This is a genomic window from Falsiroseomonas selenitidurans (genome assembly GCF_012103215.1).
Taxonomy (GTDB): domain Bacteria; phylum Pseudomonadota; class Alphaproteobacteria; order Acetobacterales; family Acetobacteraceae; genus Falsiroseomonas; species Falsiroseomonas selenitidurans.
On the sequence record NZ_JAAVNE010000058.1, the window covers coordinates 1 to 21892 of the forward strand.

The 21892-nt window shown below is 72.1% G+C and carries 25 protein-coding genes and 1 pseudogene; 13 read left to right on the forward strand and 13 right to left on the reverse strand.

Translation table 11 applies throughout. The features are described 5' to 3' along the window. Positions 1–76 precede the first annotated feature (76 nt). A complete protein-coding gene (locus HEQ75_RS23770; protein ID WP_235962088.1) occupies positions 77–1189 on the reverse strand; it encodes a pentapeptide repeat-containing protein in 1113 nt (370 codons plus the stop codon). Positions 1190–1237: 48 nt separating this feature from the next. Next, positions 1238–1720: a hypothetical protein gene (locus tag HEQ75_RS23775; RefSeq protein ID WP_168034615.1), complete on the reverse strand. Its 483-nt coding sequence runs from the start codon at positions 1718–1720 to the stop codon at positions 1238–1240. Positions 1721–1818: 98 nt separating this feature from the next. On the opposite strand from HEQ75_RS23775, the gene HEQ75_RS23780 reads away from it, so the two are divergent. After that, positions 1819–2388, forward strand: coding sequence for an HD domain-containing protein (locus tag HEQ75_RS23780; protein ID WP_168034616.1), 570 nt, complete (start codon positions 1819–1821; stop codon positions 2386–2388). A 4-nt stretch (positions 2389–2392) separates the two neighbouring features. Further along, positions 2393–3169, forward strand: a complete 777-nt coding sequence (locus tag HEQ75_RS23785; protein WP_328734793.1) for a GNAT family N-acetyltransferase — start codon at positions 2393–2395, stop codon at positions 3167–3169. A gap of 295 nt (positions 3170–3464) precedes the next feature. On the opposite strand, the gene HEQ75_RS23790 is transcribed toward HEQ75_RS23785, so the two are convergent. Next, complete coding sequence (locus HEQ75_RS23790) at positions 3465–4880, reverse strand: ATP-binding protein (RefSeq protein WP_328734794.1); 1416 nt, start codon at positions 4878–4880, stop codon at positions 3465–3467. Between the two features lie 31 nt (positions 4881–4911). After that, on the reverse strand, positions 4912–6054 hold the full coding sequence (locus HEQ75_RS23795; RefSeq protein WP_168034618.1) for a penicillin-binding protein activator: 1143 nt from the start codon (positions 6052–6054) through the stop codon (positions 4912–4914). A 59-nt stretch (positions 6055–6113) separates the two neighbouring features. Between HEQ75_RS23795 and rsmI the strand changes: the two genes are divergently transcribed. Further along, entirely contained in the window at positions 6114–7001 is an 888-nt protein-coding gene (gene rsmI, locus HEQ75_RS23800) for a 16S rRNA (cytidine(1402)-2'-O)-methyltransferase (protein WP_168034619.1), read from the forward strand. Positions 7002–7011: 10 nt separating this feature from the next. On the opposite strand, the gene HEQ75_RS23805 is transcribed toward rsmI, so the two are convergent. The 3 genes from HEQ75_RS23805 to hemW are packed head-to-tail and all read right to left on the reverse strand — an operon-like array spanning position 7012 to position 10098. Next, positions 7012–7956, reverse strand: coding sequence for a hypothetical protein (locus HEQ75_RS23805; RefSeq protein ID WP_168034620.1), 945 nt, complete (start codon positions 7954–7956; stop codon positions 7012–7014). After that, a complete protein-coding gene (locus tag HEQ75_RS23810) occupies positions 7953–8930 on the reverse strand; it encodes a polysaccharide pyruvyl transferase family protein (RefSeq protein WP_168034621.1) in 978 nt (325 codons plus the stop codon). The genes HEQ75_RS23805 and HEQ75_RS23810 overlap by 4 nt, the downstream gene beginning before the upstream one ends. A 4-nt stretch (positions 8931–8934) precedes the next feature. Then, positions 8935–10098 carry a radical SAM family heme chaperone HemW gene (hemW, locus tag HEQ75_RS23815; RefSeq protein WP_168034622.1) on the reverse strand — a complete coding sequence of 388 codons (1164 nt, stop codon included), beginning with the start codon at positions 10096–10098 and terminating at the stop codon, positions 8935–8937. Positions 10099–10115: 17 nt separating this feature from the next. Between hemW and HEQ75_RS23820 the strand changes: the two genes are divergently transcribed. The 3 genes from HEQ75_RS23820 to HEQ75_RS23830 all read left to right on the forward strand — a co-directional run bounded on the left by HEQ75_RS23820 (position 10116) and on the right by HEQ75_RS23830 (position 12083). Beyond that, positions 10116–10601, forward strand: a complete 486-nt coding sequence (locus HEQ75_RS23820; protein ID WP_168034623.1) for a YbaK/EbsC family protein — start codon at positions 10116–10118, stop codon at positions 10599–10601. After that, a complete protein-coding gene (locus HEQ75_RS23825; RefSeq protein ID WP_168034624.1) occupies positions 10601–10990 on the forward strand; it encodes an MAPEG family protein in 390 nt (129 codons plus the stop codon). Before HEQ75_RS23820 ends, HEQ75_RS23825 begins: the two co-directional genes overlap by 1 nt. 97 nt (positions 10991–11087) lie before the next feature. Beyond that, on the forward strand, positions 11088–12083 hold the full coding sequence (locus HEQ75_RS23830) for a DUF4424 family protein (protein ID WP_168034625.1): 996 nt from the start codon (positions 11088–11090) through the stop codon (positions 12081–12083). A 29-nt stretch (positions 12084–12112) separates the two neighbouring features. Here HEQ75_RS23830 and HEQ75_RS23835 read toward each other — a convergent pair whose 3' ends face one another. From HEQ75_RS23835 to rph, 3 genes are read right to left on the reverse strand one after another with little or no spacing between them, the layout of a single operon-like run. Further along, on the reverse strand, positions 12113–12868 hold the full coding sequence (locus tag HEQ75_RS23835) for an alpha/beta fold hydrolase (RefSeq protein WP_168034626.1): 756 nt from the start codon (positions 12866–12868) through the stop codon (positions 12113–12115). Beyond that, positions 12865–13482 (reverse strand): non-canonical purine NTP pyrophosphatase, encoded by a 618-nt coding sequence (locus HEQ75_RS23840; protein WP_168034627.1) that lies wholly within the window; start codon positions 13480–13482, stop codon positions 12865–12867. The genes HEQ75_RS23835 and HEQ75_RS23840 overlap by 4 nt, the downstream gene beginning before the upstream one ends. Then, positions 13479–14231, reverse strand: coding sequence for a ribonuclease PH (rph, locus tag HEQ75_RS23845; RefSeq protein ID WP_168034628.1), 753 nt, complete (start codon positions 14229–14231; stop codon positions 13479–13481). Before rph ends, HEQ75_RS23840 begins: the two co-directional genes overlap by 4 nt. Positions 14232–14410: 179 nt before the next feature. Here rph and HEQ75_RS29120 point away from each other — a divergent pair. Beyond that, positions 14411–14665, forward strand: a pseudogene (locus HEQ75_RS29120) (DUF1883 domain-containing protein); the annotation flags it as partial. A gap of 72 nt (positions 14666–14737) precedes the next feature. Beyond that, positions 14738–15211: a toll/interleukin-1 receptor domain-containing protein gene (locus HEQ75_RS23850; protein ID WP_328734810.1), complete on the forward strand. Its 474-nt coding sequence runs from the start codon at positions 14738–14740 to the stop codon at positions 15209–15211. Here the strand turns inward: HEQ75_RS23850 and HEQ75_RS23855 are convergent. Further along, positions 15204–17144, reverse strand: a complete 1941-nt coding sequence (locus tag HEQ75_RS23855) for a polysaccharide biosynthesis protein (protein ID WP_168034630.1) — start codon at positions 17142–17144, stop codon at positions 15204–15206. The two genes, HEQ75_RS23850 and HEQ75_RS23855, sit on opposite strands and share 8 nt — an antisense overlap. A 106-nt stretch (positions 17145–17250) precedes the next feature. On the opposite strand from HEQ75_RS23855, the gene HEQ75_RS23860 reads away from it, so the two are divergent. Genes HEQ75_RS23860 through HEQ75_RS23875 form a run of 4 tightly spaced genes read left to right on the forward strand, consistent with a single transcriptional unit; the run spans position 17251 to position 20596 of the window. Beyond that, a complete protein-coding gene (locus HEQ75_RS23860) occupies positions 17251–17913 on the forward strand; it encodes a glutathione S-transferase family protein (RefSeq protein WP_168034631.1) in 663 nt (220 codons plus the stop codon). Continuing rightward, positions 17910–18794: a VOC family protein gene (locus tag HEQ75_RS23865; protein WP_168034632.1), complete on the forward strand. Its 885-nt coding sequence runs from the start codon at positions 17910–17912 to the stop codon at positions 18792–18794. The genes HEQ75_RS23860 and HEQ75_RS23865 overlap by 4 nt, the downstream gene beginning before the upstream one ends. Then, entirely contained in the window at positions 18791–19540 is a 750-nt protein-coding gene (locus tag HEQ75_RS23870) for an FkbM family methyltransferase (RefSeq protein WP_168034633.1), read from the forward strand. Before HEQ75_RS23865 ends, HEQ75_RS23870 begins: the two co-directional genes overlap by 4 nt. A 3-nt stretch (positions 19541–19543) precedes the next feature. Continuing rightward, positions 19544–20596, forward strand: a complete 1053-nt coding sequence (locus HEQ75_RS23875; protein ID WP_168034634.1) for a glycosyltransferase family 4 protein — start codon at positions 19544–19546, stop codon at positions 20594–20596. 24 nt (positions 20597–20620) lie between these two features. Here the strand turns inward: HEQ75_RS23875 and HEQ75_RS23880 are convergent, their stop codons facing one another. Further along, positions 20621–21229 carry a LysE family translocator gene (locus tag HEQ75_RS23880; protein ID WP_168034635.1) on the reverse strand — a complete coding sequence of 203 codons (609 nt, stop codon included), beginning with the start codon at positions 21227–21229 and terminating at the stop codon, positions 20621–20623. A 3-nt stretch (positions 21230–21232) separates the two neighbouring features. After that, positions 21233–21682 (reverse strand): PadR family transcriptional regulator, encoded by a 450-nt coding sequence (locus HEQ75_RS23885; protein ID WP_168034636.1) that lies wholly within the window; start codon positions 21680–21682, stop codon positions 21233–21235. Here HEQ75_RS23885 and HEQ75_RS23890 point away from each other — a divergent pair. Continuing rightward, on the forward strand, positions 21671–21871 hold the full coding sequence (locus HEQ75_RS23890; protein ID WP_168034637.1) for a hypothetical protein: 201 nt from the start codon (positions 21671–21673) through the stop codon (positions 21869–21871). The genes HEQ75_RS23885 and HEQ75_RS23890 overlap by 12 nt on opposite strands. Positions 21872–21892: the final 21 nt, after the last annotated feature.

Consider the following 21892-nt stretch of genomic DNA (forward strand, 5'->3'; position numbering starts at 1 on the left):
TGCTGCGACGCATGGAACTGGCTCATCGCACAGCCAGAACAGATCACCACCATCGCATCGCGTGCATACGCACAGGTCAGAACATGACACCGGGCGTATAAGTCCAATCCGGCCAGCCACGATCCCTCGCACATTCCCCAGCGGTGTCTTCACTGCCCGCGGAACATGGCGGCAGGGCGCGCTCATCGAGCTCCAGCAGATATGTATGCGTCATCTCGGCGCCGGCGGCACGCAACCGCCATATTCGCGATCCGTTGAGCCAAGCTGCCTGTAGCTGCGCCCAGTTGAGCGAGGAGCCCTGCAGCCGCGCCTCGTTAACCATCGCGCCCTGAAGCTGTGCACCGCGGAGCGAGGCGCCCTGCAGCTGTGCCTGGATGAGCGAGGCGCCCTGCAACTGCGCCAAGTTGAGCGAGGCGCCCTGCAGCTGCGCCAAGTTGAGCGAGGAGCCCTGCAGCTGCGCCTGGACGAGCGAGGCGCCCTGCAGCCGCGCCAAGTTGAGCGAGGCGCCCTGCAGCTGTGCTCCGTTGAGCCAAGCGCCCTGCAGCTGCGCCCCGTCGAGCGAGGCGCCCTGCAACTGTGCCTCACGGAGCCTGGCGCCCTGAAGCTGCGCCCCGTCGAGCAAGGCGCCCTGAAGCTGCGCCCCGTCGAGCAACGCGCCCTGCAGCTGCGCCCCGCGCAAATCTGCGCGACGAAGATCGACCGACGTCAGGTCCGCGCCGCGGAGGTCGCGGCCGGCCAGCGCGGTGGTCCGCCCGATCGTCGCCAGCGCTTTCGCCTCATCAGCCCGCAGCGCCTCGAGATCGGCGCTGCCGATCAGCACCTCGTCCCGCAGCCGCAGCGGAACGCTCGGCTGCACCCAGGCGACCAGCGCTGTCGCGCCGACTGCGGCCAGGCTGGCGAGGCGCGCCGCGCCGCGGGGCCAGAGGTGCGCGCGGCGGGATGCCGGCCAGCAGCGAATCCAGGGTTCCGCCGTCACCGCGGCGAGCCTCTCCAGGCGCGATGGCGCCGGGACCGAAGGCACCGGCGCCTCCGCCGCCCGCAGCGGCCAGAGCAGCACGATGAGCGCGGCGTCCAGGATGATCAGCGCGCAGTGCCACAGCGCCAGGGGCAGGTCGTGATAGGGTAGGAAGCGCAGCAGCGCGAAGACCAGCAGCGCCAGTGGCGCCACCGCCAGGCTGCCCCACACCATCAGCCGCACCGCCAGGGCCCGCTGATCCAGCCGCTGTGCCGCCAGCGCCTACGCCACCGAGAAGGGATCGAGGCGCCAGGCATGCCTACGCAGCGCCGCCGCACCGCCGCTCGCTTCCGCCGTGTCGAGGAAGGCGCGCACCTTGCCAGCCATCAGCTGCACCTGGGCCAGCAGGTAGAAATGCAGCACCAGGAAGATGGCCGGTGCCGCCCAGTAGAAGCCCAGCAGCGGCAACTCCACCGACAGCAGCGGCACCTTCACAGGTTCCTGCAGCAGCATCATGCGGTGGGTGGTGGAGCCGATCAGCGCCGCCAAAGTGAGCATCACCGTGACGAAGAAGAACCACTGCGCCGCCTCGCGCTTCGCCGCCTCATTGGCCGCGTCGCCGAGCGCCTTGAGCTCAGCCTCCGGGTCGGGCCGGGCCTGCGCTGCCGCAGCCTCCGCCGCGGGCAGCGCCGCCTCGTCCAGCCCTGCCCCAATGGGCGGCGGGCCGGACGTCAGGCGCGGCGGGTCGGAAAGGTCGTCGGGCATACTCCCCTCCGTCGCGGCAACGAAACGGCCAACCATGCCGCGCAGGACACCCGCCCGCTACTGCAATCCGCGCGGCGCGATGATAGAGACGCCCCGCCATGGAAACCCAAGCTTCCCCGTCCGCGCTGCTGCTGCGCGCCGCCGTCTTCGCCGCCCGCGTCCATGCCGGCCACCGCCGCAAGGGCGACGCCGCCGAGCCCTATGTGAACCACGTCCTCGAAGTGGCGCAGATCCTGGCGGAGCACGGCGCGCCGCCGGAGGCCGTGCTGGCCGGGCTGCTGCACGACACGGTCGAGGACAGCGACAACGACCCCGAGCCGGTGACCCACGCCACGCTCGTCACCGAATTCGGCGAGGCCGTGGCTGGCCTGGTGGCGGAGGCGACGGACGACAAGTCGCTGCCGAAGGAAGCACGCAAGGCGCTGCAGGTGAAGCACGCCCCCGGCCGCTCCGCCGCCGCCAAGATGCTGAAGCTGGCGGACAAGATCTCCAACCTCCGCGCCATCACCGCCAGCCCGCCGGCCAATTGGGACCATGCGCGCCGGGTGGAGTATGTCGGCTGGGCCGGGCGCGTCGCCGCCGGGCTGAAGGGCGCCAACCCGACGCTGGACCGCCTGTTCGAGACCACCTACCGCGAGGCTGTGGGCCGCCTGGCGGCGGAGGCATGACCCGGTGAGCCGGGCCGAGACCATGGCGCCGGAACCCCTTGCGCCGAGCATCCTGGATATCGAGCGGGCGACGCTGACGGCCGTTCCCGCGCCGATCCTCGCCTTCGATGGTCCCTTCGTGGTGCGGCGCTTCCGCGGCGGCACCGGTCGTGCCAATGCCGCCTGCCCGATGGACCCCTCGCCCGACCCATGCCTGGCATCGCGCCTGGTCCGGATCGAGGCGTTCTATGCCCGCGCGGGCCAGCCCACCCGCATCCGCTCCACGCCGCTGGACCCGCCAGGCATGACCGCGCTGCTGCAGGCCCGGGGCTACCGGCCGCGGGATGAGAGCCAGGTGATCCTGGGCCGGATCGCGGTGGTCGCAGCCAGCGATGCGGCGGCGGAGGTGCTGGCGGCGCCCGAGCCGCGCTGGGCCGAGGTGATGGCGTCCGCCGAGCACCAATCCCCCGCCCGGCAGGCCGAGAAGGCGGCGATGCCGGGGCTGCTGGGCGTGCCGGCGGCCTGGGTGCTGCTGCATGACCAGGGCCGTCCCGCCGCCTGTGCCTTCGTCACCGCGGACGGCCCGCTGGCCGGGCTGTTCGACCTGGCCGTGCGGCCGGAATGCCGGCGGCAGGGGCTGGGCCAGCGGGTGATGCGGGCGGCGGCGGCCTGGGCGGCGGCGCAGGGGGCGGCTTGGGTCTATGCCCAGGTCTCCTGCGCCAACCACGCCTCGCTGGCGATGAACGCCCGCATCGGATTGCGGGAGCATTATCGCTACACCTACTACCTGAAGACCGCCTGACCAGCCGCGGGAAGGTGTCACCTTGGCGCCCGCCAGCGCCGTGCCGCAGGGCGGAGCCGCGTGCGCCGGATGAAGCCATGCGGGACGGGCGGTCAGAGCAATATGCGTTCAGATGGAGTCATCTGAACGCATTTCTTGCTCCAGAATCAAACACGTCCAAGACACGAGCTGCGTTCAAGGGAACGCAGCCTGCCGGGGCCGTTTCACCGCAAGCGAAGGCGGTGAAGCGGCTCCAGCTTATTGTTTTAACGCATTTTCCGAGTCGCCTTGCGAAGCCGCAAGGCTTGAAAATGCGCTAGTCGCCGCCGGGCGTCTCCGCCGGCAGCCAGACGCGGAAGGTGGAGCCGACGCCCTCCTCGCTCTCGATCAGCAGCTGGCCACGGTGGCGATTGACGATGTGCTTGACGATGGCGAGCCCGAGCCCGGTGCCGCCGGCATGGCGACCACGGCCGCGGTCGACCCGGTAGAAGCGCTCCGTCAGCCGCGACAGATGGTGCCGGGCGATGCCAGGCCCTTCATCCGTGACCGAGATCACCAGGCCCGGCCGGGCCGGCCAGCGCGCATTGCCGCCCGGCTCGGCGCGGCCGACCGCCAGTTGGATGGTCCCATCCTCCCGCCCGTAGCGGGCGGCATTCTCCAGCAGGTTGCGCAGCACCTGCGCGAGCTGCCCGGCATCGGCCGGGGCGGCCACCAGCCCCGGCTCCGCCTCCAGCGCCACCCGGGCGCCGCGCGCGCCCAGCACCGGCCCCATCGCCTCCACCTCCGCCGCCGCCAGCGCGCCCAGGTCGACGCGCCCGGTGGGCGGCTGGTGCTCGGTGATCTCGATGCGCGACAGGCCGAGCAGGTCGTCGATCAGCCGCCGCATCCGGTCCGCCTGTTCCGCCATGATGCCGAGGAAGCGGGCGCGGGCTTCCCGGTCATCCTCCGCCGGGCCGCGCAGCGTCTCGATGAAGCCAATCAGGCTGGCGAGCGGCGTGCGCAGCTCATGGCTGGCATTGGCGACGAAATCGGCGCGCATCCGCTCCACAGCCCGGTCCCGCGTCCGGTCGGACAGCACCAGCAGCAACCGCCCGCCATCGGAGAGCGGCGGATCCATGGGCACGGCGTGCACCCGCAATTCCCGCGGCACCGGCACCGGCAGCACGATATCCGCATGCTGCGGCTCTCCCCCGGCCAGCGCTGCCGCCACCGCATCGGCCAGCGCCGGGTGGCGCAGCAGCGCGCCGAGGTCGCTGCCGGAGGCAATGCCGGGGCTGGCGCCGAACATGGCACGGGCCTCGGAATTGGCCCGCAGCGGAGCGCCACCGGCATCGAGCACCACCAGCGGGTCCGGCAGCCGCTCGATGATCGCCACATCCGCCTGGCGCAGGCTGGAGACCTGCTCGGTGCGGGCCTGCAGTGCCCGCGCCACCCGCCGCGCCACCTCCGCCACCTCTGCCACCGCGGGCAGCAGCAGCGGCCCGGCCAGCTCCGGCACCATGCTCTCGCCATCCGCCGCCTGGCGCAGCGCCGCCGCCAGGCTGCCGAGATTGCCCATCCAGATGCGGGAGACGGTGAGCGCGGCCAGGATGGTGGCGCCCAGCGCCAGCATCCCCGGCGCCGTCTCCACCGCGCCGCCCAGCAGCAGCAGCAGCAGGGCGATGGCCGGCACGCCGCCGATCAGCGCCGCGCCGGCCAGCCAGCGGCTCGGCCGGGGCTCGGGGATCGGCACGGTCAAGCCCTCCCTTCTGGATCCGGGTGGCTCAGGAGCCAGGCGCGCCGGGCGCCGGGGCCTGTTGCACCACCACGGGGTCGCCATTCGGCGAGATGGCGTAGATCGCCAGGCCGCGCAGCGTCTGGCCGTCCGGCAGCAGCCGCACCGGGCCATCGGCGCCAGCAAAGCCCTCCGCGCCCAGCACCTGGCCCGGCGCGGCGCCGCTGCGCAGCGCCCGGGTGGCGATGGCAGCGGCGTCGTAGGCGGTGGCGGCGACGCGCGGTGGCGTCTCGCGGAAGGCGTCGCGGTAGCGGGCTTCGAAGCGGGCGCGGGCGCGGCCATCCGGGCCGGGGAACCAGGCGCCGTCCAGCGCCGGCTCGCTGCGCAGCGGCCCGTCATTGATCCACAGCGCGGTGCCCATCAGGCGCGGCGTCTGGCCCGCCGCCTGGGCTTCCGCCATCCAGGTGGCGGCGAAGCGCCGGGCACGGTCCCCGGCCTCGCCGACCAGCACCGCATCGGCGCGGCCGCCGCTGACCCGGGCGCCGGAGGCGGCCATCCCGGGCTCCGCATTGGTCGGGTGGAGCGCGATGCTCGGCGCCGGCAGGCCGAGATCGGCGGTGGCTTCCCGCAGCCCATTGGCCAGCGCCCGGCCGAAATCATTGTCCGGCGCGCCAAGGGCGAATTGCTGCGCGCCCTGCGCCGCGGCGGCGGCCACCACGCGCCGCACCTGCTGGCGCGGCGTGATGCCGAGCACCCAGACGCCGGTGCCGGCGCGCTGCGAATCATTGGTGAAGGCCAGCACCGGCACGCCGGCGGCGCGCGCCGGATCGGCGACCGCGGCAACCTCCGCGCTGGTCAGCGGGCCGACCAGGATACGCGCGCCATCGGCGATGGCCGCCTGCGCCGCGGCGCGGGCGCCGGCCGGGGTGCCGCCGGTGTCGCGCGGCGCCAGTTCGATGCCGGACTGGCTTTCGTCGAACAGCGCCATGTAGCCGGCATTCAGCATCGCCTGGCCGAGCGGCGCCTGCGGTCCGGTCAGCGGCAGCAGGATGGCCGCGCGCAGCGGCCCGACCGGGCCGGGCTGCACCGGCTGGCCGGCAATGGGCGGGGCGACGCCGATGAAGGAGGGAGGCGGGGGTTGCGGGGCACAGGCCGCAAGCCCCAGAAGGGTGGCCAGCAGAATGCCCAGCACCCCGCCCCCAGGGTGGCGAGGGCGCCGCGGCGCAGACGACAACCAGCGGGACGAAGGCTTTGGCAAACGGCGACCCTCCTGAACGGGCGGCGCCTGGGGAGGCCCCGCTTGGGCTTTCCCTGGTGGCGACACCGATCGGCAATCTCGGCGACCTGTCGCCCCGGGCTCTCGCGGTGCTCGGCGCGGTGGATGCCGTGCTGTGCGAAGACACCAGAGTAACAGGCCTCATGTTGCAGCGTTATGGCGTCTCCGCGACGCTGGTGCCACTGCATGACCACAACGAGGCGGAAATGATACCGCGGTTGCTGGCGCGGCTGGAATCGGGACAGCGGCTGGCCCTGGCCTCCGATGCCGGAACGCCGCTGGTCTCCGATCCCGGCTATCGCCTCGTGCGGGCGGTGATCGAGGCCGGGTTGAAGGTGACGGCGATCCCGGGACCCAACGCGGCGGTGGTGGCGCTGACGCTGTCGGGCCTGCCGCCTCACCCCTTCGTGTTCCTGGGCTTCCTGCCGCCGAAGGAAGGGCCGCGCGCGGCCGCCATCGCCCGTCACCGCGCGGCGGAGCGCGCCGGCCTCACCGCCACGCTGGTGCTGCACGAGGCGCCGCACCGCCTGGCGGAGACGCTGGCGGCGCTGGCGCTCGGCTTCGGCGGCGATCGGCCGGCCGCCGTGGCACGGGAACTGACGAAGCGCTTCGAGGAGGTGCGGCGCGGCAGCCTGGCGGAACTGGCCGCGCATTACGCGACCGAGCCGGCGCGTGGCGAGATCTGCCTCTGCGTCGGCCCGGCGCCGGAGGAGCCGACGGTGGAGGCCGATCTGGATGCGCAGCTGCGTGCCGCCATGGCCGGCCAGAGCCTGCGCGACGCCGCCGCCATGGTCGCCGCCGCCACCGGCCTGCCGCGCAAGCAGGTCTATGCCAGGGCGCTGGAGCTGGCGAAGGGCGGCTGAGCCGGGCGCCTCACCCCGTCGGTCGGTGCAGCAGGGCCGAGCCGGGCGGCAGGTCGTTGGCGAGCTGGGTGATGCAGGTGACAGCGCGGCGGTCCTGGCCGAGCGCCAGCCCGATCACCTTCACGCCGCCCGCCACCGCATAGGCCGCCGGCAGGTCCTGGTTGGTCACCACCGCGCGGCAGCGGGCCACCAGTGCCTTCATGCGCGCCGGCGTCAGTTGCCGGCGGCGCCAGACCGGGTCCGCCAGGTCCGGCAGCAGCAGGGCGGCGCCGGGCAGAACGGCCTCCAGGAAGGCGCTGGTGCCGGGCAGGTCGTCCATCGGGGCGCCGGGATGCTCCATCGGCAGGGGCAGAACCGGCCAGCCACGCATCGGTGCCAGGGCGCGTCGCAATTCGGGCAGCCAGGCGGACCAGGCCGCCTGCAGGGAGGCGCCACCGAGGATGGACAGGCCCAGCAACGGGCCGGAGGGCAGCCCGGCGAGCAGGGCGGGGTCGCCGGGGCCGTCGCGCTCCGGATAGGGCGCGATGCGAAAGGCAGGGGCGACGCGCCAGACCAGCAGCGCATTGGCCGTGTGGTGGTCGCGGAGTTCCAGCAGCACGGCGCGGTCCAGCAGGGCCACCTCGGCCGGCGGCGTGCGCTGCGCGGCGCCGCGCTCCACCCCGAAGCGGCGCAGCTCCAGCCGCGCCCCGGCGGCCATGGCGCGGCCGGCCAGCGCCAGCGCCTGGTCCAGCAGGGCGCGGTCCTGGAACACCCCGGCCAGCACCACCCGCGTGGCGCCGAGCTTCGCCACCTCCACCGTCGGCGCCACCGGCGCGAAGCCCGGCGGCGCCTGGGGCGCGGCGGTGGCCAGCCAGAGCGGGGCGGCCTCGCCCAGGGCTTCCGGTAGCCCGGCCAGCAGGGCGCGGGAGCGCAGGTCCCGGAATGGCCATTCGGCCAGCACCAGGGTCCGGCTCATGAATAGAGCAGACCCAGGCAGCGGGACCCGGGGGGCAGTCGATGCTCCATGCCGACGAAGGTGCGGCGCAGGCTGTTATCCTCCAGCGGGTGCAGGCCGATGACGCGCACGCCGGCGCCGATGGCGTGGATCGCGTTGTGCTTGCGCTGAGTCATGAGCACGTCGAGCCGCGCGACCAGCCCCTTCAGCCGCCGCGGCGTCAGCTCTGCGTGCCAGAAGCCGCGGTCCAGCAGCGCGGGCGCGGCGATGGTCGCCTGTGGCAGGAAATCGCGGATGAAGTCGAGGCAGCCGGCCATGTCGTCCTCGGCCGCGCTGTCCACATGGACGGTGGAGACGATGGGGACGATCTGGTGGTCGGCGAATTCCGCCAGCACCTGGCGCACCAGGCCGGCCTCCTGCGCCAGGCAGGCGCGCATATTGGGCATCGGGATGATCGACAGGCCCAGCAGCTTCGGGCCCCGTGGCAGCAGCCGGTCCGCGAGGCTGAAGTCCGGCAGGATGTCGGCTTCCGGGAAGAACGAGATGCGCGGCAGCCGGGGGAACCCGGCCTCCGCAATCCGCTCCACGCCCAGGTAGTCCCGCACCGTGAAGCTGGCGAGGCGGGCGATCAGGCCGCGCGCGGCGCGGTCGAGCCAGCCCAGGTCGCCCAGCAGCCAGGCGACGCCGAGGTTGTGGAAATGGATCTCGGCACCCTGTGCCTCGGCCTGGAGCAACCAGGGCATCCAGGCGCGGAAGGCATCCGGCACGCCGAACATGCCGCCGCCGAAGACGATGCGCTGCGGCCGCAGGGCCAGCATCTGCCCGCCATCGGCAAAGCAGCCATCGAGGCCCGGCACGCAGCGCAGCGTCCAGTCCGGCTTGACCGAGAAGGCATGCCGGGTGGCACCCGGAAACGCCTGCATGGCCTCCATCAGGCACAGCTCGTCGCCGAGGTTGCCGTAGCCATAGGCGCCGAGGAAGGCGGTGCGGGTCATGCCGCTAATTGACCAGCAAGGGCAGCAGCGCGTCCAGCCGCAGCAGACCGTCGGGCGTGGCGGCAAGATGGCCATCCTCCCGCCAGGCCAGCAGCCCTTCACCTTCCAGCGCCACCAGCGCCGCCTCATCCACGCAATCCGCGAAGGGCAAGCCGCTGCGGCGGGCGATGCGGGCGGGGTCCACGCCCTCATGCAGGCGAAGCCCCATCAGAAGCGCCTCCCGCGCCCGGTCGCGCGGGGTCAGCGCTTCCTCCTCCACCACCGCATGGCCGTCGCGCTGCACCCGGGCCAGCCATTCCTCCGGCGCGCGATGCCGGCGCGCGGCCAGCAGCGTGCCATCGGGCATGGTCAGCCGCTGGTGCGCCCCGGCGCCGATGCCGAGATAGTCGCCATAGCGCCAATAGGCGAGGTTGTGCCGGCTCTCGGCGCCGCGCTTCGCGTAGTTGGAGATCTCGTAGGGCAGCAGGCCGAAGCGTGCCGCTTCCTCCGCCGTTGCGGTGTAGAGGCGCGCGGCCTCCTCGCCTTCCGGCAGGCTGAAGGCGCCGCGGCCATGCAGCGTGGCGAACTGCGTCCCCGGCTCGATGGTCAGCTGGTACAGCGAGAGGTGGTCCGCGGCGAGCGCCAGCGCCTGGCGCAGCTCTGCCCGCCAGGCGGCCTCGGCCTGGCCGGGGCGGGCGTAGATCAGGTCGAAGGAGACGCGGGGGAAGGTTTCCCGGGCCTGTTCGAGCGCCGTGATCGCCTCCGCCACGTCGTGCCGGCGGCCGAGAAAGCCCAGCGCCGCCGCATCCAGCGCCTGCACGCCGAGCGAGACGCGGTTGACGCCGGCGGCGCGGAAGGCGCGCAGCTTGGCCAGCTCCACGCTGGTCGGGTTCGCTTCCAGCGTGATCTCGAGGTCGGGCAGCGGGTCGAACAGGCGCGTCGCGTCCTCGATCAGCGCGGCGGCGGTTGCGGGCGCCATCAGGCTCGGCGTGCCGCCGCCGAAGAAGATGCTGGCCAGCCTGCGCCGCCCGAGGATGCTGGCGCGCGCTGCCTCTCGCGCCAGTTCCTGGCGCAGCGCGGCGGCGAAGGCCGCCTGGTCCACCCTGTCCCGCACATGGCTGTTGAAGTCGCAATACGGGCACTTGGCGGCGCAGAACGGCCAGTGGATGTAGAGGGCGAGTGGTTCCATCGATGGGGGATATGGCGATGTCGGGCGGGTCTGTCGAACGGGTGCGTGCCGCGCTGCTGGCGGCCGGGCATGCGGATACCATCGCGGCCTTCCCGGATGGCACGCGCAGCGCCGCGGAGGCCGCCGCGGCGGTGGGCTGCACGGTGGCGCAGATCGCCAAATCCATTGTCTTTCGCGCCGCAACGCCGGAGGGCGACCGCCCGGCGCTGGTCATTGCCTCCGGCGCCAACCGCGTCGACATGGCGAAGGTGTCGGCGGTCCTCATGTTTCACGTGAAACGAGCGGACGGCGCCTGGGTGCGGGACACCACCGGCTTCGCCATCGGCGGCGTCGCGCCCCTGGCGCATGTGACGCCGCCCCTGGTGTTGCTGGATGCGGATCTGTTCCACCATGACCGCATCTGGGCCGCCGCCGGATCCCCCATGCATGTGTTCGAGACGACGCCCGAAGCCCTGCTGCGCCTGTGCGGCGGCACCCGCGCCGATGTGCGGGAGGCCGCGTGATGCTGCCCGTCGCCGCGCTCTATGCCGGGCTGCTGGGCTTCGGCTTCATCCTGCTGGTGGTGCGCACGGCGCAGATGCGCGGCCGCTACCGGCTGACGCTGGGCACCAGCCACCGCCTGGTGGAACGCGCCGTGCGCGCGCATGGCAATTTCGCCGAGCATGCGCCCTTCGCCCTGCTGCTGCTGGCGCTGTGCGAGGCGAATGGCCTGCCCGCCTGGGCGCTGCATGCCCTTGGTGTGACCTTGCTGGTCGGCCGCTTCTGCCACGCCTGGGGCATTGCGCGGGAGCCGGAGGTGATGCGCTGGCGGATGCTGGGGATGAGCCTGACCCTGACCATGATGGGTGTGGCGGCCGCGGCGGCGCTCGGGCTGGCGCTGGCAGGTCTCTAGGTCAGGCGCGGCCTGGCCACAGCCGCAACGGGGCTTTTCCCCGGCGCCGAGGCGGGCAAAGGTTTGTCGACCGCACCGTCGCACCCCGGAGATCGCCGTGAACACCCGCCCTCGCCCTCGCCGGATCATCGGCCTTGCCGCCGCCCTCGCCCTGCTGGGCGCCACGCCGTCCCGCGCCAATGACAGCACGGCCGCGATCGGCGTCGGCGGCCTGACGCTGACGCGCTCCGAGGCGATCCGACTGGACCAGGAGGACCTGTTCATCAGCCGGGAACAGGTCCGGGTGCACTACGTCTTCACCAACACCACCGGCCGCGACATCGAGACGCTGGTCGCCTTTCCGCTGCCAGACATCGTCCAGGGGCCGATCACCCGCACCCCCGATTTTGCGGCGGAGCTGAACTTCCGGACCCTGGTCGAGGGACAGCCGGTGCCGCTCGACCTGGTGCAGAACGCAAGCTTCAAGGGGCGGGACATCACCGCCAGGCTGCGGGATCTCGGCCTGCCCCCCAGCGCCGGCGGCGACGCCTTTTCCGCCGCGGTGAACCGGCTGCCGCCCGCGGCCCGCGAGGCCCTGCTGCGCGAGGAGCTGATCCTGGACGGCGGCAACGACGGCAGGACCCAGCTCTGGGACGCGCTCTGGACGCTGCACACGACGGTGACGCGGCGGCAGACCTTCCCGGCCTCGCGCAGCATTCGTGTCGAGCACAGCTATGCCCCGCTGGCCGGGGGGCGGATCGGCGGGGCGCTGGACCCGGACCAGCGTCGGACGCCGGAATTCCGCCAGCAGCGGCAAAGCCAGTGCATCGATGAATCCTTCCTGGCCGGCCTGGATCGCCGCCTGGCGGCACGCCGCGGCGAGGCGCCCGCCTACGCGGAGCTCTGGCTGCACTACGTGCTGCGCTCCGGCGCGAACTGGGCGGGGCCCATCGGCGACTTCCGGCTGGTGGTGGACAAGGGCAATCCGCGCTCGCTGGTCAGCTTCTGCGGCACCGGCGTGCGGCGGCTGGACAATCGGCGTTTCGAGGTCCGCTACAGGAACTTCACGCCCGACCGGGACCTGGACATCCTGATCGTCGACTTCGCCCCGTAGCCTGAGCGGCCGCGGCCCGCCCCTGCGCTTCAGGGGCAGGTGGCGGGCGGGGCCCGGTCGAAATCCAGGAAGGCGGCCAGGCAGCCGCCGAAGATCGGATCGAAATCCTCGTCCTGCACGCCGCCATGCCCGGTCGGTGCGGCCGGCTGGTCGACCAGCAGCCCGGCCCAGCCCAGCCGCGCCACCGCCGCGCGGAACCAGGCGGCCCGCAGCGCCGGGTCCGGGTTGTAGTGATCCTCGGCGAATTGCAGCAGCGCGATGCGCCCCGTGGCGCGCGGATTGGCGCGCTCCAGCGCCGCCCGGAAATCCGCGAGCGCCTGCGGCCGGCGCTCCACCCGCGTACCATGCGCCGCCGGCGAGGCCAGCAGCACCGCATCGGCCAGGCCTGCCTCCCGCAGCGCCGCAAGGGCCATGAAGGCGCCGCGACTTTCGCCGAGCAGCACCACGCGCCGGTAGCCCCGCGCGCGCAGCGCCGCGCTGCCCTGCGCCAGGGCCTCGACCCCGCCGGTCAGCGCATTCGGGTTGCGTGGGCCGGACTGGGGAGAGCGTTGCCGCGCCACCAGCCAGTCATGCCGCCACAGATCCCACCCCCGCGCCGCCATGCGCTGCGCCCAGGCGGGCGGCGGCGGCGGATCGCCCTCGGTGTAGTAGGGATGCAGCCAGACCAGCGCGCCCACCGCCCCGCCATCCCGCGCCGCCACGCCCGCCTCGGTGTGGAACGGCCCCGCCTGCTCCGCCCGCGCCGGAAGCGCCAACAGCAGCATCAGCAGGGCCGCGCGGATCATGCGCGCGGCGGCGGCAGGCAGGCGGCGGCCAGCATCCGGAAGGCCACGGCGCGATGGCTGATGGCGTGCTTCGCCTCTGGCGTCATATCGCCGAAGGTCTCGCTGCCGCCATCGGGCACGAACATCGGGTCGTAGCCGAAGCCATTGGCCCCGCGCGGCGGCCAGACCCAGGCGCCATGCGCCTCCCCCAGGAAGCCTTCCGTGTGGCCATCCGGCCAGGCCAGCACCAGGGCGCAGGAGAACCAGGCCCGGCGATCCGGCGCATGCCGCGCCAGTTTCTCGACCTTGGCCATGGCCATGGCATAGTCCCGGCCCGCGGGCGTCTCCGCCCAATCCGCCGTGCGGACGCCCGGCGCGCCATCCAGCGCGGCCACGGAAAACCCGCTGTCATCCGCCAGCGCCACCAGGCCGGAGGCCCGCGCCGCCGCCAGCGCCTTGATGGCGGCATTGCCGAGGAAACTGTCCTCCGTCTCCGCAGGCTCCGGCAGGCCGAGCTCCTTGGCGCTGACGATGGCAATGCCATGCGGGGCCAGCAGCGCCGCATTCTCCCGCACCTTGCCCGCATTGTGCGAGGCCAGCACGATCCGGGTCTCCGTCAGGCGCCGAGGAGTCATCCGCGGATCGCCACCTTCTGCAGCTCGAACAGCTTGCCGGTGCCGGCGCGGGCCAGCGCCATCAGCTTCAGCAACTCCTCCTCGCTGAACGGCGCGCCTTCCGCCGTGGCCTGTACTTCCACCACGCCGCCCGAGCCGGTCATGACGAAATTGCCGTCCGTCTCCGCCTTGCTGTCCTCGGCATAGTCGAGATCCAGCACCGGCGTGCCCTGCCAGATGCCGCAGGACACCGCCGCCACCTGGTCGCGCAGCGGAATCGCCTTCAGCACATTCATCTTCACGCAGTGCTGGAAGGCGAGATGCAGCGCCACCCAGGCCCCGGTGATGGAAGCGCAGCGCGTGCCGCCATCCGCCGTCAGCACGTCGCAATCGACGGTGATGGACATCTCCCCCATGGCCTTGAGGTCCGTCACGGCGCGCAGACTGCGCCCGATCAGCCGCTGGATCTCCTGCGTGCGGCCGGACTGCTTGCCCTTCGCCGCCTCTCGGTCACTGCGCGTATGCGTGGCACGCGGCAGCATGCCGTACTCAGCCGTGACCCAGCCCTGCCCGGTGTTACGCAGGAAGGGCGGCACCCGGCTCTCGACACTGGCGGTGCACAGCACCTCCGTCAGCCCGAACCGGATGAGGCAGGACCCCTCCGCATGGCGCGACGCACCGGGGGTGAGCGTGACCTCCCGCATCGCATCGGCGACACGACCGGAGGGACGGACGAAGGGGGCTTTGAAGCCGGCAGGGAAATCGATCATGGGTGAGCGCGTAACACGGCGAGCGAAGACGGGGGAGTGAACTCCCCCGCGCCCCCTCCTTTTTTTTCCTTATGGCAGCGGGCCGGGCCGAGCCCAAAATATGCTGTTGCTTCCCGACGAAGAATTTTACACCCTAGTTCCTACGTTTGTATCGATCCGGAGGATTGAAAGAAGAGGATATGGAATTTACCCATTACAACCTCGGATTCTTAAATAGGGGAGATGTTGTAGAGATAAATCTCCAAGGAAGCGCCGCGAATATTCGCCTTATGGACAGTTCCAACTTCAATAGTTATCGATCTGGACGACAGCATCGGTACACGGGCGGCCTAGCGCAGCGTACGCTAACGAGGATTTCCGTTCCAAATTCGGGTTCTTGGCATCTAGTTGTAGATATGCAGGGGCTTCGAGGAACTGTACGGTCAGCAATCCGCGTTATTCCCGCTGCGGCAATGAGGCCTTTGCCCCCGATTAATGAGGCGCCCCTAAGAAGTGTACCCAGTCTCGTGCGGAACGCCGATGCAGATTTGGTGCCTGATGCTAGCGCGGCGGATGGGCGGACTTACGACGTATTCATTTCTCACGCATCGGAAGATAAGGACGAAGTGGTCCGTCCATTGGCGCTAGCCCTGCAAGAGGCGGGATTAAGTGTCTGGTATGATGAATTCGAACTCCGGATCGGTGATAGTTTGCGGCGCAGGATCGATCGTGGGCTAGCGAGTAGCCGGTTCGGTGTGGTCGTTTTATCCCGCGCGTTTTTTGGGCGAGGCTGGCCGGAATATGAACTTGATGGGCTGGTAACACGCGCCGTTTCCGGCGACCAAATTTTGCTACCCATCTGGCACAACGTAAGCAAAAAGGAAGTGATAAGCTACTCAGCTTCACTCGCGGACAAGCTTGCGCGCAGTACAGCAACGCACACGGTCGAGGAAATCGCGGCCGAGATCATTGACGTGATAACTAAGCCTTCTACTAGGTGACCGACCCCGTCCCATCCTCATGCGCAAACTCCGGCACCAACGCCGAGAGCCGCGCCAGCGCCGCAGCACCATCCCCCGCTCCGGCCAGCCCTGCGATCTCGTCGATCGCCTGGCCCATCACCACCGCATCCGTCGTCCGCGGCACCGCCACCAGCAGCCCCGCAAAATTCGTCGGCTGCGGCGGCTCCTGCCCGTGGAACAACTCCTCGAACAGCTTCTCGCCTGGGCGCAGCCCCGTGAAGCGGATTTCCACATCCTCCTCCGGCCGCAGCCCCGCCAGGCGGATCATGCGCCGCGCCAGATCCACGATCTTCACGGGCTCGCCCATGTCGAGCACGAAGATGCCGCCCTCGCGCAGTTCCTTCGGCTGGTCGGTGCGGTCGGTCGCGCCCACCACGCTCGCCTGCAGCACCAGCCCCACCGCCTCGCGCACGGTCATGAAGTAGCGGCGCATATCCGGGTGGGTCACGGTCAGCGGCCCGCCGCGTTCCAGCTGGCGGCGGAACAGCGGCACCACGGACCCTGTGGAGCCCAGCACATTGCCGAAGCGCACCGTCACCAGCCGCATCCCCGCGCCCGCCAGCCGCGCCTCCCTATCCCGCGCCTGGCAGTACATCTCGGCCAGGCGTTTGGAGGCGCCCATGACGCTGGTCGGGTTCACCGCCTTGTCGGTGCTGATGAAAACCATCAGTCCGCAGCCCGCCGCCCGCGCCGCATCCGCCACCACGCGGGTGCCGGCGGCGTTCGTCAGCAGGCCCTCCAGCGGGTCGTTCTCCACCATCGGCACATGCTTCAGCGCCGCCGCATGGAACACCAGCTCCGGCCGGATTTCGGAAAACAGCCGCCCGATCCGCTCCGCATCGCGCACATCGGCCAGCACCGCGCGCCGAGGCACCGCCGGGTGCCGCTCCCGCAGCTCCAGGTCGATTTCGTACAAAACGTATTCGCCGTGATCGAGCAGCGTCAGGCTGGCCGGCCCCAGCGCCGCCACCTGCCGCGCCAGCTCGCCCCCGATGGTCCCGCCCGCACCGGTCACCAGCACGCGCTTGCCCTGCACCAGGCGGGCCATGCCTTCGCGGTCCAGCGGCACCTGCGGGCGGTCCAGCAGGTCCTCGATCTCCACCGGCCGCAGCCGCACCCGCTGTTCCGGCTCCGCGCGTTCGCCGGGGCGGCGGCTGGCCGGGCCCAGCGCCGTCAGCCGCGGCGCGCGCTTCACCGGCACGCCGTGGCGGTCCGCCGCATCCAGCAGGCGTTGCAGCGCCACCCCCTGCATTGCCGGCGTCGCCAGGATGATGACGGCCGGCAGCCGCCCCTCCTCCCGCAGCCCATCCAGCACCGCGGCCGCATCCTCCGCCGTGCCGAGGATCGGCAGCCCCTGGATGCGCCGGCCAAGCTGGCGCGACCGTTGCGCCAGGATGCCGACCACGCGGTAGGCCGGGCTGCGTTCCTGCGCCAGCGCGCGGATGAACAGGTCCGCCCCGTCGCCGGCGCCCACCAGCAGCGCGGGCTGCGCCGGGGTCTCGGAAAGCGGGCCGGCGCGGCCGGCATGGCGCAGCCGGGCAATCACGCGCGGCACCGCCAGCAGCGCCGCCAGCACCAGCGCATGGATCACCGCGAAGCCGGGATTGCCCGGCCGCCAGGCACCGGCCAGGTGCAGCAGGGTGGCAAACAGCACCGCCCCGCCCAGCGCCGCGCCGGCGCTCGCCAGCAATTCGGGCAGCGACGCGAAGCGCCAGTATTGCCAGGGCATGCGCAGCGGCAGCCCGGCCAGCAGCAGGCAGGCCGCCGCCGCCGGCACCGCGCCCAGCCACCAGGGCCCGGGCGGCCATTGCCCCGGCGCGGCCAGCCACACCGCGCCGGGCAGCGCCAAGGCGGCCACCAGCGCGTCCAGTGCCAGGTTGAGGAGAATGCGATCCCGCGCCGATGCCGCCATGCCTCCTCCATAGCCGCGCCGGCCCCCCGCCGGAAGCGGCGCCCCCTTCGACGCGGCGCCGCATCCGTGGCAGGGTCCGCGCCGGATTCAGGCGAAGGGACGGACCATGGCCGAAGGCAGGCTGGTGATCGGGACGAAGCGCTACTCCTCCTGGAGCCTGCGCGGCTGGCTGATGGTGCAGCTGGCAGGGCTGGCGGTGGAGGAACAGGTCATCGTCCTGGCCGGCGGTGGCAACACCCAGGCCATCCGCGCGATCTCCCCCAACGGCCTGGTGCCCTATCTGGAACACCGCGGCGCCCGCATCTGGGAAAGCCTGGCCATCGCCGAATACTGCGCGGAAATCCGCCCGGGCCTCTGGCCGCAGGAGCCGGCGGCACGCGCCCATGCCCGCTCCATCGCGGCGGAGATGCATGCCGGCTTCCGCGCGCTGCGCATGGCCATGCCGATGAATCTCGGCCGCGACTTCGCCGGCCATGGCCGCACGCCCGAATGCCTGGCCGACATCGCCCGCATCGAGGCGATCTGGGCCGAGGCGCTGGGGCAATATGGCGGCCCCTTCCTGATGGGTGGCGATTTCGGGCTGGTGGATGCGATGTACGCCCCCGTCGTCGCCCGCTTCCTGACCTGGAAGCCGGCGATCTCGCCCAATGCCCAGGCCTATTGCGATGCCGTCCGCGCGCATCCGCTGGTCGATCGCTGGTACCGGGAGGCAGCGGCCGAGCCCGCCGAGTGGCTGCTGCCGAAATACGAGAACCCGGTGCTGGGATGAGCGTCGCCACCACCCTCGACCATGTCGGCCTCTGCACCGCCGACCTGCCCGGCCTGATCGCGGCATGGGAGCGCATGGGCTTCTGCCTGTCGCCCCGCGCCCGGCAATCCGGCCACCGCACACCGGATGGGCCGGTGGAGCCCTACGGGACGGAGAATCGCTGCGCCTTCCTGAGGCATGGGTATGTCGAGCTGCTTGGCCTCGTGGACCCCGCCCTGTTCGCCAACGGCCTGGACGGCTTCCTGGCGCGCTACACCGGCGCGCACATCATCGCCTTCGGCATCCAGGAGACCGAGGGCAACCTGGCCCGCCTGCGCGCCGGCGGCCTGCCCATCCCCGGTGTCTCCTGGCTGCAGCGTCCGGTGGAGGCGGGCGGCCCGATCGCCCGCTTCGCCCGCCTGCCCTTCCCGGACGCTCCGGAAGGCCGCCTGCAGCTGATCCAGCATTTGACGCCGGAGCTGGTCTGGGACCCGCGCTGGATGGCCCACACCAATGGGGCGGAGGCGCTGGAGACCACCATCCTCGCCGTCGCCAGCCCGGCCGAGACCGGCGCGCGGCTGTCCCGCCTCACGGGCCAGCCGCTGCGGCCGGACCCGCTGGGCGGCTTCGTGCTGACCCTGCCGGGCGCGGCGGGCGGCGCCGGCCCCTTCTCGCCGGCCCTGGCGACGCATCTGCGCATCCTGCCGGAAGCGGTGCTGGGCCAGGTGCTGCCAGGCGTCACGGCGCCCACCCTGCCCTTCATCGCCGGCATGGTGATCCGCACCGGGGACCAGGGCCGGGCGGCGCGGGCGGTGCTGGAAGGCCTGCCGACGCGCCCCGCGCCGGACGGGCTGATGGTGCCGCCGGAGGCCGCCGGCGGCGCCGCGGTGGTCTTCGCATGACCAGCCTCGCCGGCATCCGCCACTCCCTGCGCAGCTATTACGGCCCGGGCCGGGCGGCGGCGCTGGATGAATTCCAGGCCCGTTTCCTCGGGCCCGGCGAACTCGGCTTCGATATCGGCGCCCATGTCGGCGACCGCAGCGCGAGCTTCCTGCGCCTCGGCGCCCGCGCCTTGGCGGTGGAGCCGCAGCCGCGCCTTGCCCGGCTGCTGCGCCTGCTGCATGGCCGCAAGCCGGGCTTCACCCTGGTCTCCGCCCTGGTCGGCGCGGCGGCCGGTACCGCCACCCTGCGGGTGAACTCGCAGAATCCCACCGTCGCCAGCGCCTCCGCCGATTTCGTCGCCGCCGCCGCGGGCGCGGAGGGCTGGGAGGGCCAGGTCTGGGACACTGAGCTGACCCTGCCGGTGACCACGCTGGACGCCTTGGCCGCCGCGCAGGGCGCGCCGGATTTCGTCAAGATCGACGTGGAGGGGTACGAGGCCGTGGCGCTGGAAGGCCTGTCCCGCGCGCCGCGCAGCCTGTCCTTCGAATTCACCACCATCCAGCGCCCGGTGGCCGCCGCCTGCCTGGCGCGGCTGGAGGCCCTCGGCTACCGCGCCTTCAACGCCTGCCTGGGGGAGGACATGCGCTTCGCCCATCCGGCGCCGTTGGGGGCCGCGGCGATGGAAGCCTGGATCGCCGCCCTGCCCCATGCCGCCAATTCCGGCGACGTCTATGCCAGCCTGGAGCCCGCGCGGCTGAGTCCCTGATCCATGCAGCTCCACGCCCTGCTCTCGCACCTGGCCTTCGCCCTGGCGCTGGCCGCCCTTTCGGCCGGCATCGTCCGGCTGATGATCGCCTTCCCCATCCTGGATCACCCGAATGCGCGCAGCGCGCATGTGCGGCCGACGCCGCGCGGCGGCGGGCTGGGCGTGGTGCTGGCCTTCATCGCCGGCATGCTGGCGCTGTTCCAGCTGGCCGATTTCGCCCGCATCGCGGAGCCGCAATTCCTCGGCGTGATCGTCGCCGCGGTGGTGATCGCCGGCATCGCGCTGCTGGACGATATCCGCAGCCTGCCGGCCCGGCTGCGGCTGGCGGCGCAAGTGGGCGCCGCGCTGGTGGCGGTGGGCAGCGGGCTGGTGGTGTCGCGCCTCGCCCTGCCCTGGATCGGTGTGACGGATCTGGGCTGGGTCGGCGTGGTGCTGACGCTGGTGTGGATCGTCGGCTGCACCAATGCGGTGAACTTCATGGACGGGCTGGACGGGCTGGTGGGCGGCACGCTGCTGCTGGCGGCCGCGGCGCTGGCGCTGATCGCGGGGCTGCAGGGCGGCTGGTTCGTCTATGCCGCGGCGCTGTTCCTGGCCGCCGGCTTCGCCGGCTTCCTGCCCTTCAACCTGCACCCCGCGCGCATCTTCATGGGCGATGTCGGCAGCCAGTTCGCCGGCTTCGTCTTCGCCGTGCTGGCGGTTGCCGCTTCGCGCTTCGACGGCCAGCAGGTGTCCTTCCTCATCGTGCCGCTGCTGCTGTTCGGCCTGCTGTTCGATGCCGGCTTCACCCTGGCCCGGCGCGCCCTGATGCGGGAGAGGCTGGCCGAGGGCCACCGGACGCATCTGTACCAGCTGGCCCAGCGCAGCGGCGTGCCGGTGCGGGTGGTGGCCGCGCTGCACTGGGGCTTCACGCTGCTGCATGCCGGGCTGGCGCTGGTGTTCCTGGCGATGTCGCCCGGCATGAAGCCGCTGGTGGTGGTGCCGGCCCTGGCGGTGCAGCTGCTGTGGCTGGCCTATGTGGTGCGGCGGATGCGGCGCGCCGGCCTCGGCTGGCGCTGAGCGCGGCGTGCGGCGTGCGCGCCATCACCGGGCCACGATCGCGGCCGCCGCCCCGGCCATCGCGGCACTGCCGCCGCGATTGAGCCACCGCAGGGCGCGGGGTGCGGTGAACAGCCGCCGCGCCCGCGCCGCCGCCAGCGCATAGCCCGCCAGCACACCGGCACAGACCAGCACGACCACCAGCGCCAGCGCGGCAAAGCCCGGCAGGGTCAGCCCCTTCAGCTCCACCACCGTCGGCAGCAGCGCGAAGAAGAACATCATGGCCTTCGGGTTGCCGAGGTTCACCGCCAGCCCGGCCAGGAACAGCCGCCCCGCCTCGCCGGCCACCGGCGGCGCCGAAGCCGGCCGGTTCGGCGCGTGCCACAGCTTCCAGGCGAGAAACAGCAGCCAGGCGGCGCCGGCGTAGCGGACCACGTCGAACAGTCCGCCGAGCGAGGCGGCCAACAGCGCCAGCCCGGTCGCCGCCAGGGTGAACCAGACCAGGGCGGCGGTGACGACTCCGGCGACGAAGGCCGGCGCGCCGGCGGGCCCCTGTGCCAGCACGCGGGCGACCAGCGCCGTCACGCTCGGCCCGGGCACGACCAGCACGGCAAGATAGGCGGCCGCGAAGACCAGCAGCGAGGCGGGTTCCATGCCTCAGCTCCGCTCGATGGCGCGGGCGGCGGTGTCCAGCGCCTCGGCGATCGCCTGCGCCTCGGCCTCGGTCAGGCTGCCGCGGCCGAGGCGGAGCCGCATGGCCATGCGCAGGTTCTCGGTGGCGCGGAGGATGCCCGGGTGCTGCCCGTCGCGGCTGGCGACCTTCGCCGCCTGCATCCGCGCCAGCGCCACCTCCAGCGCCGGCTGGTTGGTGGCGAGCCAGGCGCTGCCCTCCCCGGTCGCGGCGAACAGCTTCTTGCCCTCCCGCTCCTCGGCCCGGGCGTGGCCAAGTTCCTCCAGCAGGGTCAGCGTCGGGTAGATGACGCCGGGGCTGGGGCTGTAGCTGCCGCCGACGCGGTCCTCGATCTCCTTGATGATCTCATAGCCATGGCGCGGCTGCTCGCCGATCAGGGCCAGGACCACCAGGCGCAGCTCGCCATGGTCGAACATCCGGCCGCCGCGACGGCCGCCGGGACCGTGCTGGTGGCCGTGCCGCGGGCCGCGGTGGCCGAATTCCTCGCCGCGCATCGCGCCGCGGGCGAAGCGCCGGTCGCCATGGCCATGCGAGCGGGGGTGATGACAGGGATGTCGCATCGTTCAGAGCCTTATTCGATATATCTCGAATTTAGATATATCTAGACTGCTCGGGCTTCAAGCGGA